Here is a 13,541-nt window from a genome sequence, read left to right on the forward strand (position 1 = left end):
CCGGCACAACACCGGGCTTTTTTGTTACTTGGTAGCATGAAAACGCTATACGCTCTTGCTATCCTCCTATCATGCTTATTGCCTACGCTCGTCTTCGCACAGGTGCCTTCCGCCACGCCACTCAAGAAGGCCAACGCTATCTTAATTGAAACCACTGATAGCGCTACTGTAGCCTACAGAAACATGGGCCGGTTGCTAGTTACGGAAGGCTACACTATCGCAGTCTCTAACGCTGACTTTGCTACCATTTCAACGGGTGACAAGCCCGGCAAGCATGGTGTTTTGCAAGCCTTCACCGTGCTGGTAACGCCTATGAAAGCAGGATCTCAGATTATACTAACCGGTACTTTCGCAGATACCAACATGGGTGTTTTATCTCCAGGTGTTGGCTATCAACGCATACCGATTGCTAACTCAGGCATGAAGGGTAGCCCGGTACAAAACACTTGGGCAAGCCTTGACGCATTAGCCAAAGCGTACCCAGGTGGCAAGGTGCTGTACTTGATCAAGTAGCTACTCCCCAGACCTGCTATCCGTCACTGCCTGCCGGCGCTGGCTGTCTTGCAGCGTACTTACTCCTACATCTAGCTTCACTCCCTTTAGGGCTTGCGCGGTGGCTTTACCGATCTCGCTGGCCGAAGGCGGTACGTTACCCCGTAGATACTGCCGCGTGTAGGCATCTGGTATCACAGTACCGTCGGCGAACCTAGGTCGTTGCAAGGTTGGCATGGCAGGCGTCAGCGGCTTGCCCCCACCTAGCACGTTGAGCATGGAAGCAACGGGCCGTAATGAAGGATTACGCCACACGCCTTTTGCCAGAATGATCTCATCTTTCTCCGCCTCGCCGTAGTGGTAGCCACTGCGGCTGTAGAGCTGCACGCCGCCTTGCTCGTGCGAGGCGCCACCGAGTACCGTGCCTTGTGCGAATTGCTTGGGCGGCGGCGCGGCAAGTGCGCCCTTCACAGCACCAAAGGCTGCTTTGATAAGCGCGACTTGCCCAGCGGCAGCCACTAAGTTTAGCGGAAACGGAAGCGACGCAATTGATTTTGCGGTGGCTTCTACCGTTGCTGTGATGACAGACTTTTCCAACGCGTCTAGCAGAATCACCAACGTCTTTCTGGTAAATTCTTCCAGGCTCAAACCGGTGTCGCTGAGCAGTTGTCCAAACAGCTCGCCTATTTGCTCACCTACCGTTCGGGCGGTCTCAATTGACTCCAAGCTCTTGGCTGTGATGCGTTCTAGATTGGCAATTCGCAGATCGGTGAGTGCCTGATCATCGGCGGCCGTATCCCGATTGAACTGCTCGTTTACGCTACGGCGGGCACTGATGTGGGCTAACTCTTGCTGAAACAAGGCATCTTGATATTCCTGCTCCGTAAGCTTGCCACCAGCACGCGCCTTTTCCAACTGGTTCCGCTCTTCTTGAAAGAACGTTTCGGCTGCCTTGAGGCGTGATTGGTAGACAATTTCTTGTGTCTGCGCCTCAGCATTGGCATTAATAAGCCGCTCCTGCGCGGCCCGTTGCTCGCCTTGGATTCGATCATCAATGGCCTGTTGCTGCTGTTGACGCTGCTGCTCAATCAACTCCTTTTGCAGGGCAATCTCTTCGTCTGATCCTTTGCGAATTGTGGCCAGCCGAGCCGTGATGTTGTTTACCTCTTGCTGCACTTCCAGAGCGGCCCGCTGCTTGAAGGTGTCTTCGAGCAGCTTGGTACTGTCGGCATCGTACTTGGCCTGAATCGTTTTGCGCTGCGCCAACGTCAGGTTTGCTGCGGCGAGTTGGCCATCCCGCTCTAGCTTGAGTTGGCGCTGGCGGATGTTGAGCTCTTCGTCGCTGGCTACCTGCACCTGTTGCAGTCGCTGGTTGAGGGCAACATTCTCCAAGGCGGCCGCTTGCTGAATGGCCTGCTGCTGAAACGCTAAGCGGGCCTGCTGAATCTCGAAATCTGCTTTGGCCGTGATGAGCTTGCGCTGGTTGTTGGTGAGCCCTAGCTCGGTGAGGTCGGCCTGGGCCTGGGCCCGAATGCCGCGAATGCGCGCCTCTAGCTCCGCTCGTGACCCTTTGGCCGCTTCAACCACCTGCTGCTCGTAGTAGGCTTTGGTATCGGCAGCGGCCCGCTCTCTGGCTTCTTTCTCTAACTGAAACCGATTCGTGATTAACTCGTTTTGCTTGCCGGCCGCATCCTCCTGAATATCCACGAGCTCATTCTGGGCCTCTTTAAATTCCTTGAGCTGCTCGTTGTTGGCTTTGTTGAAGCCGCCGCGGCGCTCAATTTCCAGCTGCAAAATATCGACCCGGCGTTTCGCTAGGTCCACGAGTCGGCTTTCCCGCTCCAGTTCAATTTTGTAGGCATCCTCGTTGGCCTTGCGGCGCGTGGTGAGCGAGTTAAACTCATCATCCCGAATGTTCTTGAGCCGCTCGACCTGATTGAGCAGCTTCTTGTTGGTGTCGATGTTGTTGATCTGATCGCGCTCTAATCGCTGCCTGGCTTTGCTCAGATCACCAGCGAGCTTGGTCTCGCGCTCAATCTCGTCGCCGACACCCGCAAAGGACTGCCGCGCCGTTTCAGCCGCGGCCGAGAAGTCCCCGGACAGCGCTTGAAACACGGCTTTGCCGAATGTGCCGATCCGATCGGTGAGCACGTCCACGACGGCACCGACCTTGGTCATGGCCGTTTCCACCAGCTGGGTGCCCTCGCGGGTTTTAGCGAGAAACGTCACCAGCGAGCCGAGGATCACCAGGAACGCCCCGAGCCCCGTAGCAATCAAAGCTAGCCGCAGCGCGCCTAGGGCTAAGGTCTCGCCAGCAGTGGCGGCTCTGGCCAAGGCAGCGGCCTGGCTGTACTTGGCTTGCAAGTCGCTGACCTTATCAATGGCCCCGCCGAGTACGCCGTTTTGCTTAGCGAGATCAAGCACCGAGACTTTTGCCTCTTTGGTTTCAGCCGTGGACTCGCTGAGCGTCTTATTGGCGGCGGCAATCTGAAAGCCAATCTTGCGGTAGCTCTCCGTCATCTCGCCGCCGGTCTCCACAATTTTAGCCTGCTCCTGCTCCAGCTTAACCAAGTTCTGCACGGCGGGCTGAATCTCTTTTGAGTAGTTCTCAATGGCGTTCGTGGCCTCTTCGTAGCTCTTGCCCTGCTTGGCCGCCGCCTGCTGCGCCGCGGTCATAAAGCCCGCAATCTTGGCCTGGCTTTCGCCGAACGCGCGGCTGCTTTGATCTAGGTCCTTCTGCTGCTCTTGGAGCTTGACGAGCTCCTGCACGATGCTTTCAAACGAGCCCTTAAGCTGATTAGCGTAGTCGCCGACGTTGCGGCGGTAGTCGCCAATACTGGCGCCGGCTAGCTTCAACTCTTCGTTGATGCGCAGGGTCTCGGCTTGCAGCAGCTTGCCCGCCTCGGAGTTTTCCCGCTCGGCTTTACTCAAGGCGTTGTAAGCAGCCGTGTTGGCGGCTAGCTGGGCCTTGAGCTGATCGACGGAGCCCTCGGCGAGTTCGGTGCTTTTGTTGAACGCGTCCAGGTTTTTCGAGGCGGCGTTGTACTCTTTTTGCAGCGCGCCAATGGTGCCCTTTAGCTCGACTTGGCGCTTGGCAAATTCCTCATCGGCAATCGTGCCCGCCTTGCGCATGGCGGTGAGCTCCTGCTGCGCTTTGCGGTTGGTTTCCAGCTCCAGCGTGAGCCCTTCCATCTTCTTGATTTCCTGCGCTGGGTCAAGCTGGATGCGGATAATAACGGTTTCGTTGGCCTCTGCCATAACTGTAGCTTAGTAAAATTCTCCGATGACGGTGGCAAACTCGCCGCTGTACCATTCGTGCCCCTGGTCGGCTAACGGCTGCGGGGGCGGCAGGAAACTCGGATGCAGGCGGGCTATCTCGCAAAGCGTAGATGTCGCTGGGTCGTGCTCCACAATCTTGTTCACATATGCGTAGCAGCGCAGCACCCCATCCCAGATGGGCACGCAGAAGTTCGCCCGCAAGCGCTCCACGTCGAGCACCGAGAGCCGGTAGCGCTCTTTCAAAAACCGGGCATCGGTGAGCATGGCCTGCACGTCGCGCCAGTAATTGGGCAGCACGTAGCGCCCGAGGTGTAGCTCCACATCCCCTACCCGGGTGAAGTAAGGCAGGCGCGTGCTGACAGCTCGCTTGTTGACTACATCGGGTTTGCCGTCCTGCTTGATGGTCTCCGAGAGCGTGAGCGCCTGCACAATGTCGCCGCGGAGCGTGAGCCGAGGCTGCGGCTTTTGCAGCGTGTAGGTATAGTCAAACGGGGTGAGTGCGTCCCCTTGGCGCTTCCAGCTGGTAATGCTCAGCAGCCCCGGGTAGTCTTCGCTGTCGGGCGTAGCGGCAAACGGCAACGTGCCGAGGCTTTGCTCAGCGGGCAGGTTGGCATCTGCCACCGTGAGCACCCCGTTCGCGTAGCCCTCATTGGCTTCCTCTTTGCCCGTGCTGGCGAGCGTGTCCTCTTTCCAGGCCAGCGTATTGCGCTGCCCGTAGCTGCCAAAACGGTAGGCCAGCGTGCGCGGCCGGCCGGCGAAGTCACTGGGTTGGTCCCGCTTGTCGGTCCAGTCCCAGGCCCGCACCGAATTGCCGAGCACCGTATAGCCAGGGCGTAAGGTGAGCCGGTCTTCGTACAGGTCCTGCGTTACGGTGAGATTCATCACTAGGCACATGGCCTTGAAGTAGTCGACCTGCTTGATGTTGGGCAGGTAGTCGGCTAGCCGCACCGGGCCGCCCGGCGGTATCTCTTCGAGTACTTCCACTTGGAAGATGTCGCGCGGTACCTGCGTGTCGCCTTCGAAGTAGATAGCGCTGGTAAAGACGCGAAAGCCCCACTTGTTGATGCCCGACTCGTTTTTCATCTTGAGCACGGCTGAAAGCTCTTCGCCGGCCCGCACGAGTAGCCGCTCGTGCGTCACACCCGGGGCGAGAAAATCATCTTCCTTGGTTTCGACTTTGGGGCCCTGCTGCACCTGCGTGCCGTTGATTCTCAGGTTTACCCGCGCCGATACTTTGCCGCCGATGTCGGCCACTTTCATATCGACCACGGTGCGCGCCGTCACGCGCACGTAGCACGTCTTATCGGCCCGCCACGTTGCGGCATACGGCACGCCGGCCGTGAGCCGACCGGGGGTGAAGTTGCCCGCGCTCGGAATCGTGAACGGCGCGCCCTCGTAGCTTAAATCCTGGTAGGGAATCGGAAACGCCTTCTCGTCGCGGCTGGCAGTGGCGCGGCTATCAATCTCGGTGCCGCGCTCCATGCCCGCCAGCAGCATACGCGCTTTGCGGTAGGCTTCCGAGTAGCCCGCCACGGTCGTAGCGGGTAGCTGCAAGCGCTCCCACAGCAGTTCGGGCACGTCATTGGCGGCGAAGCCCGCTTCGGTGAGTAGCTGCTGCCAAACGAGCTTCGCCGAGATGGTGGGCAGGGCCAGGCCGTAGTCGAGGCTATCCAGGTTCACGCGCTGCCCCCGGTCGTAGAGCTCGTAGCCCCAGCCGTTGGCGTCGTAGTAGCTGGCCTGCATCCGATCGGCGACGCCCGAGAGCGTGCGCAAGTGGTCGAAGCGCGAGAAGTCCAGCTCTTGCAGGGTCTTTTCGCCTAAGCTCGCCAGGAAGGGCCGCGCCCCGCCAGCGAGCTGGCATTGGTAGCGGCCGTTCTCGTAGCCATCCACGTACAGAATCGCCCGCGGCAGCGTGTCCACGCCGTTGCAGACGAGGCGGGCGGGCAGCTGCACGTAGGGCACGCGCCCGCTGTCGAGGTCTTCGACGGCATGCTCGAGCAAACTGTCATTGCGCACGGTGGCGGGCAACGAGAAGTTGCTCGAAAAGTCGTTGTCGATGATAGTTTCGGGCTTGGCCACGTCGCGCACCTGATAGGTCGGGTACAGCGCCGTGTTGGCCTCGGTGTCCAGGTCGACTTCAACGCCCTTAACGTAGAGTTGATAGCTACTCACGGCCAATGCGGTCTATGCGGTTCCAGTCCTCACGGAAAACCCGTTGAACTTTGATGATTAAGAGCCGGTGAATGAGTTTAATAGGCAGCGTACCACGCTTCACCTTGAATGAGTTGATCGTTGTCATAACACCTTCACAAATTGAGTGTAGCCATCATGCCCCGGCATGTAAGGCAGAAAACCCAGCCGCTCATATAGTGCTCTAGCCCGGTGGTTGTCGTGGTGAACAGACAAGCCGACCGTACTCTTGCCTATCTCTCGCAACACGGCGAAGGCTGTTTGCATCAGTTCAGTACCAATACCCTTGCCTCTTGCCTCTTCTTGCACAAACAGGGACATGATATAGCCATCTATGTCAATGCGTAGAATGCCTTCTACACCAGTGGAGCCGTGCGAAAACAAGTAGATCGTAGTGTCTGCATCTACTTTTGAATCAACTCGCTGAATCATTGCCCCTGCACGGCCACAGCAGCCGCCTCCGTGAAGTTGATACTAAACTCATACTTGCGCACGCCTTCGCGGTACAACGGAAAGCTGCCACTACCCAGCGTAATCGGCACCCATGGCCCCTCGGGGTCAGGCTGGTACCATGCTTGGGGAGAGAAGCGTAGCGTGCGCAGGCCCAGCAGCAGCTCTTTGCCGGTGAACAGCCCGCTGCTGGCCTCCACGCGCCGGCGGGAAGGTGCCCGCGAGCTGATGCGTTGCTCAGCGGTCACAGCTTCGGTGTAGAGCTGGGCCTCGCCTACTTCGTCACTGTACCTAGGTTGGCCCGCAAACACCCAGTAGCCAAAACCTCCTTCGGGCGAGAGCCACCGCACGGGCAGTGGATTGCTCGGGCAGGGCAAGCCCGATCTAGCCAGGCCGGTTTCGCTTTCCGTGACAGCCTCCAAGGTGCCTTCGCTGGTGCGGCGGGCTATCTCGTAGTCAAATCCGGGCCACACGGGTAGCACGGCGAAGGGCGTGAGGTATACTGGGATCAATTCATCGGGCACCGCGCTGTTCAAAGCCAGGCCTGCCTCGTGCAACTTCACCTCGTCGCGCAACTCGTAGCCCACATACTGCTCTTCGGTCAGAGCATTCACGCTATTCAGGTCTAGGCGCCGTTGTCCGGAGGCCAAGGGACTGCCCAGGAAGGAACGCAGATACGGCCCTAGGTTGAACGTAGCGTACCCATCGGGCCCGACCGTCGCCCGTAGTTGCTGCACGGGCACCAGCGGGCTACCGGCGCGTAATTCCAGGCTCAGGAACGGGGGCAGCGGGTCGCCCGTGGCTTGCACGCGCACCGGCAACGGTGTCCACGCACTACGCCACGGCAACGCCGACGGCTCGGGGCTAGGCTCGGGGTCTGGTGGCGGTGGGGGCAGTACGCAGCTGCCATCGTCTTCGGTAGCTAGCGGGTTGTAGTTGGTGGCCGCTGGGTTCGTGCAGCCCCGTACCGTCTCGGGGGGCGGCGCCTGACAGTCCACCGTGAAGTTCTTCTGATACGTGCGGCCCGTGTTGTCCTGCACAATGGTGTAGTAGGCCCCGTTGCCGAGGCCCGTGCGGCTGAACCGGCGCGTAGTACCGGGCTCGGCACTATCGCGGTTGATCAGCCCCGTGGGGCCGTAGAAGTAGGCTTGCAGGTTCGAGGCGCCGGGGTTGCTGGTGGCGTAGTCGAAGCGTACCTGCCCGCCATCGGCGCCGCAGGCCTGCGTGAAGCCGCGCACCACGAAGCCGTTGCCGCCCTCGGGCGGGTCGGCCGGGTTACTGCCGCCATCCCCGCCCGCGGCGCAACTGATTGTAAAGGGAAAGCTGTACTGCTCGCCGCTGTGGTCAGTTACGCTCGCCGTATAGTCGCCGTCGGGCAAGCCATCTAGGCTAAAGTAAGCCCTTTGCCCATCAGCGGCTTGCCCGATATTGCGCGGGCCAAACAAGTCTACTTGCAAATACGCTGGCCCCACGGGGCCACCGGGGTACTCTTCCGGCGGGTTGTTGGTGCTGGTAGCGTAGAAGCTAACGGTGCCGTTACCGCTGCCCGTGGCAGTGCACGCCGTGCTGAGGCTGTCGATTAGAATACTCATCGGGCGAAGACGCTTTGTAGTTCGGTGGTGATGGCGGTTACCTCGCCGGCGGCAATGCGGGCCTTGAGCACATCGAGACGCTGCGCACTCAGCACGTCGCTGAACAGCCCCGAGGGTTGCTTGTGACGAAACAACGCTGTGCCTTCCGCATGGATTTTCTTGGCTAAAGCAAACCCAAAGGACTTGTACTCGTCTTCATCCGCTAGCTGTATACCCTTGTCTTTTGCCCACTGGGCGAGAATGGCAGCTAGGTTCGGGTTGCCTGCTTCGGCATCGGGGCTAGTCGGCTTGCGGCCGGTAATTAACGCTTGAATGTGTTGCGGCCCGTAGAGCGTCAGACTCGTATCCGTAGCCTCGGCATGGATAGCCCGTGCGGTCTTGCCACTCGCATAGGCGGGCGCACCATGGGGCGGCTGGGGCCGGTTCTTTAGCGCGTCAATAGCGGCAGCTACCAGCTCGGGCGCGGATTGCAGGAAGGCGATGCGGGCAGAGGCTAGCATGCGTTGATACCGATATGGGCAAGCGTGAAACTGATAAAGTACCCCGTGCCCACGCCCGAGCCTTTGCGCAGCACGGGCGAGCGGTTGATCAGCTCGTCTACCACGTCGATGCTTGGCGTAGCCTCTAGGAGGGCCGCAAACTGCTGGGTCAGCAAATCCATCTCATTCTGAATCTTGATGCTGTCCTGCGAGCCGTTTTCGTGGTTGTCGTGGCCGTAGAAGGCCATGGCGACTTGCGTCGTCACGTTACCCGCCTTGAGCTGCGAGGGCATCAGGAAGAGATGGGCCTGCGGAAACTTCGCATCGTAGTTGATGTCGGCCTCGGTCTGCTTGCCATGCCAGAAAGAGGCCGCACCCGCCCGCAAGGCGAGCATTTCGAGAAGGTCGGTGAGTTCGAGGTGGGTCATATCAGCGACTAGCTTTGCGGCCTGCTTTGGCCCGACGGCGGGCAGCTTTACGGGCCTTGGGTGAGGTAATGGGCTTGGTATATGCGCTGCTGTGCTTGGGCTCAAGCGAGCGGGCGTAGGCAGCCTTAGCGGACACTTCAGATGGACCCCAAGTGTAGGTATCAACGGGCTTTATGGGGAACGGCTCAGGCTCAGGGAATGCAGCAGCAAAAGCCTCAGGATTGCGCGTGAAGTATAGTTCCTCACCGCAACGCACATCTACAATCGGCATATCATCCGAACACCCTGGCTGCAACGGCTCCGGTGGGCGCTGTTCATTTAAACACTTGGTTTCCTGCCTAGTAGACTGGGTTTGTGCCAGGATGAGACTTGAGGCGAGTAATAGGCCGTGTTTCATTTCGTCTGCTTCTTGCTTTGAATCTTGCGGAGTCGGTATTGATAGGCTTGCTTGGCGGTTTCGAGTTGCAGCTTGGTGAGCACGGTTTCTGAGTCAAGCTTGAGTATTCCGTCATAGCGCAGCAGGTCGCCGCCGGCCAAGCTATCGAGCGTCAGGAAAGCACCGAAGCGATCCCCGAGCGACGCGAGCCCGGCTTCCTCTTCGTCGTCGTCGGGTTCAATGCGGTCGCCGGGGTCGCTTTTGTGCCTTGTGTAAAGCTGAGAAAGCGACCCCAGATAAAATTTAAATTGGCGTAGGTCTCCGTGATGGAAAGCCCAAGCACGCCTTGGTGTTCGGCTTCAAGCACTTCCTCTTTCACATCATCAGGCAGGCTGTACAAAGCCAGCATGTACGCTGCGGCCGCAAAGCCATGCGCGTCGTCTTGGATGCTTTCAATGTACTGCTGGCTGAGCAGCAGCTTGCCGTAGCTAGCGGCACCTACATCAGGCAGGCCGGGCGTCGCCGTGAGCGCGTGCAGCTCGGTTTGATCTTCAGCGAAGGCCAAGCAGTTGTTGAGGTACACGGCGTCAGTGGCGGCGAGCTTGCCTAGGTCGGCCTCGGTGAGGTCGGTGAGCACGCACAGCACCGGAGTGGTGGTATCCGTGCCCGCCATCAAGCGCAAGTACTGCGCGGTGGTCACGTCACGCCAGCTGGTGGGCACAGTAAGCTCGGTGTTGGGGCGGCCGTCGGAGTAGGTGAGGGTGAAGGTTTGGGGCATAGCTAGTTGATAAGCGAGGCGGGGGCGGATTTGCGGCGGTCGGTCGCCTTTGGCAAGCGGTTTAGCGCTACATAGCGCAGCGCATCAATGCAGTGGTTGAAAGCATCCACCGGCTCATTGGTCGCCTTGCCACTGAGGCGGTCAACCTTCCATTTGTAGTTGCTGAGCTCCTTGCGCAGGTTCACGCTGCCCACGGTCACATTCAGCCGGTAGCGGTGCAACAAGTCTAGGCCTGCGCGTACCGAGTCGGGGCCTTTCTGGGCGGGCTCTACGGAGAGGCGCAGGCGCTGCAAGTCGGTGATGCTCTTGGGCTCCGCTGAGTCGGCAATGATATCCCAGCGCGTGCCAGCGGGGCGGGCCGTAACCCGGCGCAGGCGCTCGGCGATATCGGTGTTGGTGAGGCCAGTCTCATACAGCACCTCGTCTGCCCACAGCTCGCCAGCACCTAGGTACAAGTCGACGGCCGTTGTAGGGTCGTTGGTGAAACCGAAGTCGAGCCCCGTGCCGAGGTACTTGGCGCCGGCGGGTATGCCGGTGGTAGCTAGGTGCCAGTCACGCAGTACCAAGCCTTCAATCTTGCCAGTCAGGCCCCGCGCGTACACCTTCCAGAGCTCTTCGTCCTTTTGCTTGAGGGCTTCGATCTTCTCGCGCTGCTGGGGCCGCACGAACGGGTTGTGAATGTGATAGGATATCAGCTGCTCGACATTGGGCTTGCCCAGAAGCTGCTCATGCACCCAGAACTCAGCGTTGGGGTTGTAGTCGATAAAGCTTTGCTCACTACGCATGTACAGCTCTTCGAACACGCCGTAGGGGATGCCGTTGGCCTCATTCACAAAGAGGTACTTGCGCTTGCCGCTCTTGGCATCCTGGGGGCTGTCGTAGCTCTTGAACTCCATCACGCACCCATTGTGAAAGGTGAAGGTGTGGTCGCTCTTGTTGTAGCTCTTAATCAGGCGTTGCAGCTCGGGGCTGTTGTGGTAAATCTCGTTGGCATCCCGAATAGCACCCGCCTTGAGGTTGGGGATATCTTGCCCGCATACCGTGGCCACAGCCCGCTTATCATCGGCGAGCTTAGCAAACAGGGCTTGCAGGATGGTGTAGGTCTTGCCCGACCACGTGCCGCCTTGATTCACTACCACTTCGGCCGTGCTGTGCAGGTTGGGCTCAAACAGGTCGCCGGTCTTAAACATTATCGGCGGCCTCCTTCTCGCTACGGGCAATGGGCACACCGGAAGAGATGACTTCTACCTTGGCATTGATGACGGCAGTAGCAGCGGCCTGGGTATTGTCCTTCTCAAAGATGCCATGCACGCGGCCCATGTCACGCAAGGCGCCAAGGGCGTCGTACATCTCGACTTTGATACCGAACTCTGAGGGCTGCCACGACTTGATGCGGTTGCGTTCTTTGGCCTGGGCTAGCTTCACGAGGTCGAGCTCAGCACGGTCGACCAGCTCGGGTTTGCCATTGACTACCGTGGTGGCATCGGGGTCACGGTCGAGTTGCATCTGCCAGCGTAGCACCTGTAAGCGCTTCTTGTTGATGTCGTACTGCTTGTCGCTTAGGTAGGCTACTCTCTGTTCACCGATAAAGCCAAGGATATCGACAGACCGAGCGGCGTATTCTTCGTCAAATGCAATTTCTTTCTCAAGCAGCGCAATTGCCTCCGCCAGTGGCTGGGCAATCTTGGGCGTGTGCTCAACCTTTTTAACGACAACGAAGTCATTTACTGAGGTTTGGGCTATCTCTGATATGAGCTTGGTGGTCTCACCTGCACTCAGGCTAAGCGTCGTTAGGCGCTCATCAATAGCCGCCCGAATATGAGGTTTTCTGAGGTTCTCATAAGCTATTTCAGCCGCTGCGCTGTCGCTATAGCCAGCCCGTATTGCCGCTTGAGTACCATTCCAGTCCACGCAATACTCTTCGACAAAGCGCTGTTGCTTGTCAGTTAGCTTGGGGGTATTGGGGGCATCGGCGGACATAGTAGTAAAGTTGCACCCTGCCTAGGCGGGGCTTGTGTTAGGCAATAGACTTTTGTTGCACAGTAGCACAATTGCCAGCCAAGGGCAGTGCCGCCGCCAGTGTATACAGATCAAGATGCTCAGTGTGGGGCGTGAGCCGAAACACGATGCGCTTCACGCTCTCGGGCTGATCGGCGAAGAGCAGGGCCGCCCGGTAAGGGGCACGAAAGCGCAGGCTGCCCCGGTCGTTGCGACCCACCAGATTACAGCAGGATCCCGCCCGCCGGTCCAGCTGCCAGGGTACGTAGCGCGTGGCGGGTGGCAGTAAATCAACCTGCTGGTGGCGCTCGTGCATCAAGCGCGTGGCTTCGCCGTTGAGGTTGACAAAGCCATCGCGGTACACAGTCAGCAGCGGCACATCGTGGATAAGTGGCATAGAACGAATAGCTAGGTCCCGCCCCGGCTGCCCGGGGACGGGCTACGCGCGGGGCGGGAATGTGGGCGAGGGAGGTTAACAGTCGCTTTGGCCTTGGCTTTCCACCTTGGCTATCTGACTGCCAATATTGCTCGCTGGCACATCATAAGAGCGGGCATCCCGAATAGGCTGCGGCTTCACCGTGTTATGCGTGCTACAAGCCGGGCACTGCACATAGAAATGCGCACTCAGGTTGATGAACTCATTGCCATCGGAGTGCTTCACGTCGCCTTGTTCGACCTCCAGAATGGAGTGACAATTCGTGCAGGTAAGGCGAAACGGGTAGATAAATCGGTTGTTGGCGGTGTTGTTTTGGATGATTTTCATTTCTGTGCGTCCTGTAGTTGATTCGTGAAATTCCGCGTGCTGTGCTCTCGCAGGCCGTGCTTGGCACACAGCTGCTTGAACTCTTCGATGAAGGCGGGGCTAATGGCAGGGCTCGGCTGGGCAATGCAGCGGGTGCCGACCTCGGCGTGCTGCACGATGCCGTAGGCGCCGGGGTGTGGGTTAGTAGCCATTCTTAGCTAGGAACTTATCCAGTTGACAGCAGCCCCCGCACTTCTTGTAGGTCGGTGGCACCGTGGCCACCAACCTCGCTTTGTAGCTAGGCCAGTCCTCCAGGTACACCACCTCGGGCATGGGTACGGGCTTACCGGCCTCGCAGAGCTGCACGTCGCGCAGGGCCTCGGCTTTGGAGTCACGGCCGGCGAAGGTAGCGCCGGTGCGGGTGTGGGCGCCGTAGTAGCGCAGCACGCCCAGCGGGCCGGGGAAGGCGTGTACGTGGCCGACGACGGCGTACACCTCGGTTGATTCGGTATTCATAGCTAGGCGTTGAGGGTGTGCCAGCGTTCGAGTTGCTGACGGCGAATGATTTCTTCACGAATGCGAGTCTGCTGGTTCGGGTAGAGCTTGAGCAGGCGGTGCAGGTCCGGAGTGGCCTCGCTACGCAGGCGGGCCGTGATTTTATCGGAGACGAGGGAAGGATGTAGGGTAGTCATGGGAGTTAGGAGCGAAAGGCGCGCTGCACGCGGTAGCTGTAGAAG

Annotated in this window: 16 protein-coding genes; 1 reads left to right on the plus strand and 15 read right to left on the minus strand. The window is 59.2% G+C overall.

Annotated features, from left to right (window positions below; all coding sequences use genetic code 11):
• Positions 1 to 36 precede the first annotated feature (36 nt).
• A complete protein-coding gene (locus tag SD425_RS16520; RefSeq protein ID WP_324671043.1) occupies positions 37 to 513 on the plus strand; it encodes a hypothetical protein in 477 nt (158 codons plus the stop codon).
• Here the strand turns inward: SD425_RS16520 and SD425_RS16525 are convergent, their stop codons facing one another.
• The 15 genes from SD425_RS16525 to SD425_RS16595 all read right to left on the minus strand — a co-directional run bounded on the left by SD425_RS16525 (position 514) and on the right by SD425_RS16595 (position 13,496).
• Positions 514 to 3,750 (minus strand): hypothetical protein, encoded by a 3,237-nt coding sequence (locus tag SD425_RS16525; protein ID WP_324671044.1) that lies wholly within the window; start codon positions 3,748 to 3,750, stop codon positions 514 to 516.
• A 9-nt stretch (positions 3,751 to 3,759) separates the two neighbouring features.
• On the minus strand, positions 3,760 to 5,943 hold the full coding sequence (locus SD425_RS16530) for a hypothetical protein (RefSeq protein ID WP_324671045.1): 2,184 nt from the start codon (positions 5,941 to 5,943) through the stop codon (positions 3,760 to 3,762).
• A 123-nt stretch (positions 5,944 to 6,066) separates the two neighbouring features.
• Positions 6,067 to 6,393, minus strand: a complete 327-nt coding sequence (locus tag SD425_RS16535; RefSeq protein ID WP_324671046.1) for a GNAT family N-acetyltransferase — start codon at positions 6,391 to 6,393, stop codon at positions 6,067 to 6,069.
• Positions 6,390 to 8,003: a hypothetical protein gene (locus SD425_RS16540; RefSeq protein ID WP_324671047.1), complete on the minus strand. Its 1,614-nt coding sequence runs from the start codon at positions 8,001 to 8,003 to the stop codon at positions 6,390 to 6,392. Before SD425_RS16540 ends, SD425_RS16535 begins: the two co-directional genes overlap by 4 nt.
• Positions 8,000 to 8,503 (minus strand): hypothetical protein, encoded by a 504-nt coding sequence (locus tag SD425_RS16545; RefSeq protein ID WP_324671048.1) that lies wholly within the window; start codon positions 8,501 to 8,503, stop codon positions 8,000 to 8,002. Before SD425_RS16545 ends, SD425_RS16540 begins: the two co-directional genes overlap by 4 nt.
• Positions 8,497 to 8,910, minus strand: coding sequence for a hypothetical protein (locus tag SD425_RS16550; RefSeq protein ID WP_324671049.1), 414 nt, complete (start codon positions 8,908 to 8,910; stop codon positions 8,497 to 8,499). Before SD425_RS16550 ends, SD425_RS16545 begins: the two co-directional genes overlap by 7 nt.
• Position 8,911: 1 nt before the next feature.
• Complete coding sequence (locus SD425_RS16555; RefSeq protein ID WP_324671050.1) at positions 8,912 to 9,307, minus strand: hypothetical protein; 396 nt, start codon at positions 9,305 to 9,307, stop codon at positions 8,912 to 8,914.
• 151 nt (positions 9,308 to 9,458) lie between these two features.
• Positions 9,459 to 10,064, minus strand: coding sequence for a hypothetical protein (locus SD425_RS16560; RefSeq protein ID WP_324671051.1), 606 nt, complete (start codon positions 10,062 to 10,064; stop codon positions 9,459 to 9,461).
• A gap of 2 nt (positions 10,065 to 10,066) precedes the next feature.
• Positions 10,067 to 11,254, minus strand: a complete 1,188-nt coding sequence (locus tag SD425_RS16565; protein ID WP_324671052.1) for a PBSX family phage terminase large subunit — start codon at positions 11,252 to 11,254, stop codon at positions 10,067 to 10,069.
• Entirely contained in the window at positions 11,247 to 12,044 is a 798-nt protein-coding gene (locus SD425_RS16570; RefSeq protein ID WP_324671053.1) for a terminase small subunit, read from the minus strand. The genes SD425_RS16565 and SD425_RS16570 overlap by 8 nt, the downstream gene beginning before the upstream one ends.
• Before the next feature lie 37 nt (positions 12,045 to 12,081).
• Positions 12,082 to 12,459: a hypothetical protein gene (locus SD425_RS16575; RefSeq protein ID WP_324671054.1), complete on the minus strand. Its 378-nt coding sequence runs from the start codon at positions 12,457 to 12,459 to the stop codon at positions 12,082 to 12,084.
• Positions 12,460 to 12,534: 75 nt separating this feature from the next.
• The gene (locus SD425_RS16580; RefSeq protein WP_324671055.1) at positions 12,535 to 12,825 is read right to left on the minus strand and encodes a CXXC-containing zinc-binding protein; all 291 of its coding nucleotides are present in this window, start codon (positions 12,823 to 12,825) and stop codon (positions 12,535 to 12,537) included.
• The gene (locus SD425_RS16585) at positions 12,822 to 13,016 is read right to left on the minus strand and encodes a hypothetical protein (RefSeq protein WP_324671056.1); all 195 of its coding nucleotides are present in this window, start codon (positions 13,014 to 13,016) and stop codon (positions 12,822 to 12,824) included. Before SD425_RS16585 ends, SD425_RS16580 begins: the two co-directional genes overlap by 4 nt.
• On the minus strand, positions 13,006 to 13,320 hold the full coding sequence (locus tag SD425_RS16590) for a hypothetical protein (RefSeq protein WP_324671057.1): 315 nt from the start codon (positions 13,318 to 13,320) through the stop codon (positions 13,006 to 13,008). The genes SD425_RS16585 and SD425_RS16590 overlap by 11 nt, the downstream gene beginning before the upstream one ends.
• 2 nt (positions 13,321 to 13,322) lie before the next feature.
• Positions 13,323 to 13,496, minus strand: a complete 174-nt coding sequence (locus SD425_RS16595) for a hypothetical protein (RefSeq protein ID WP_324671058.1) — start codon at positions 13,494 to 13,496, stop codon at positions 13,323 to 13,325.
• Positions 13,497 to 13,541 lie beyond the last annotated feature (45 nt).

Source organism: Hymenobacter sp. GOD-10R (assembly GCF_035609205.1).
Lineage (GTDB): Bacteria > Bacteroidota > Bacteroidia > Cytophagales > Hymenobacteraceae > Hymenobacter.

Coding starts and splice junctions, on each gene's coding strand:
- SD425_RS16565 (WP_324671052.1), bottom strand. CDS start 11,254: ATGTTTAAGACCGGCGACCTGTTTGAGCCCAACCTGCACAGCACGGCC.
- SD425_RS16590 (WP_324671057.1), bottom strand. CDS start 13,320: ATGAATACCGAATCAACCGAGGTGTACGCCGTCGTCGGCCACGTACAC.
- SD425_RS16535 (WP_324671046.1), bottom strand. CDS start 6,393: ATGATTCAGCGAGTTGATTCAAAAGTAGATGCAGACACTACGATCTAC.
- SD425_RS16595 (WP_324671058.1), bottom strand. CDS start 13,496: ATGACTACCCTACATCCTTCCCTCGTCTCCGATAAAATCACGGCCCGC.
- SD425_RS16525 (WP_324671044.1), bottom strand. CDS start 3,750: ATGGCAGAGGCCAACGAAACCGTTATTATCCGCATCCAGCTTGACCCA.
- SD425_RS16580 (WP_324671055.1), bottom strand. CDS start 12,825: ATGAAAATCATCCAAAACAACACCGCCAACAACCGATTTATCTACCCG.
- SD425_RS16560 (WP_324671051.1), bottom strand. CDS start 10,064: ATGCCCCAAACCTTCACCCTCACCTACTCCGACGGCCGCCCCAACACC.
- SD425_RS16570 (WP_324671053.1), bottom strand. CDS start 12,044: ATGTCCGCCGATGCCCCCAATACCCCCAAGCTAACTGACAAGCAACAG.
- SD425_RS16575 (WP_324671054.1), bottom strand. CDS start 12,459: ATGCCACTTATCCACGATGTGCCGCTGCTGACTGTGTACCGCGATGGC.
- SD425_RS16520 (WP_324671043.1), top strand. CDS start 37: ATGAAAACGCTATACGCTCTTGCTATCCTCCTATCATGCTTATTGCCT.
- SD425_RS16540 (WP_324671047.1), bottom strand. CDS start 8,003: ATGAGTATTCTAATCGACAGCCTCAGCACGGCGTGCACTGCCACGGGC.
- SD425_RS16555 (WP_324671050.1), bottom strand. CDS start 9,307: ATGAAACACGGCCTATTACTCGCCTCAAGTCTCATCCTGGCACAAACC.
- SD425_RS16585 (WP_324671056.1), bottom strand. CDS start 13,016: ATGGCTACTAACCCACACCCCGGCGCCTACGGCATCGTGCAGCACGCC.
- SD425_RS16545 (WP_324671048.1), bottom strand. CDS start 8,503: ATGCTAGCCTCTGCCCGCATCGCCTTCCTGCAATCCGCGCCCGAGCTG.
- SD425_RS16550 (WP_324671049.1), bottom strand. CDS start 8,910: ATGACCCACCTCGAACTCACCGACCTTCTCGAAATGCTCGCCTTGCGG.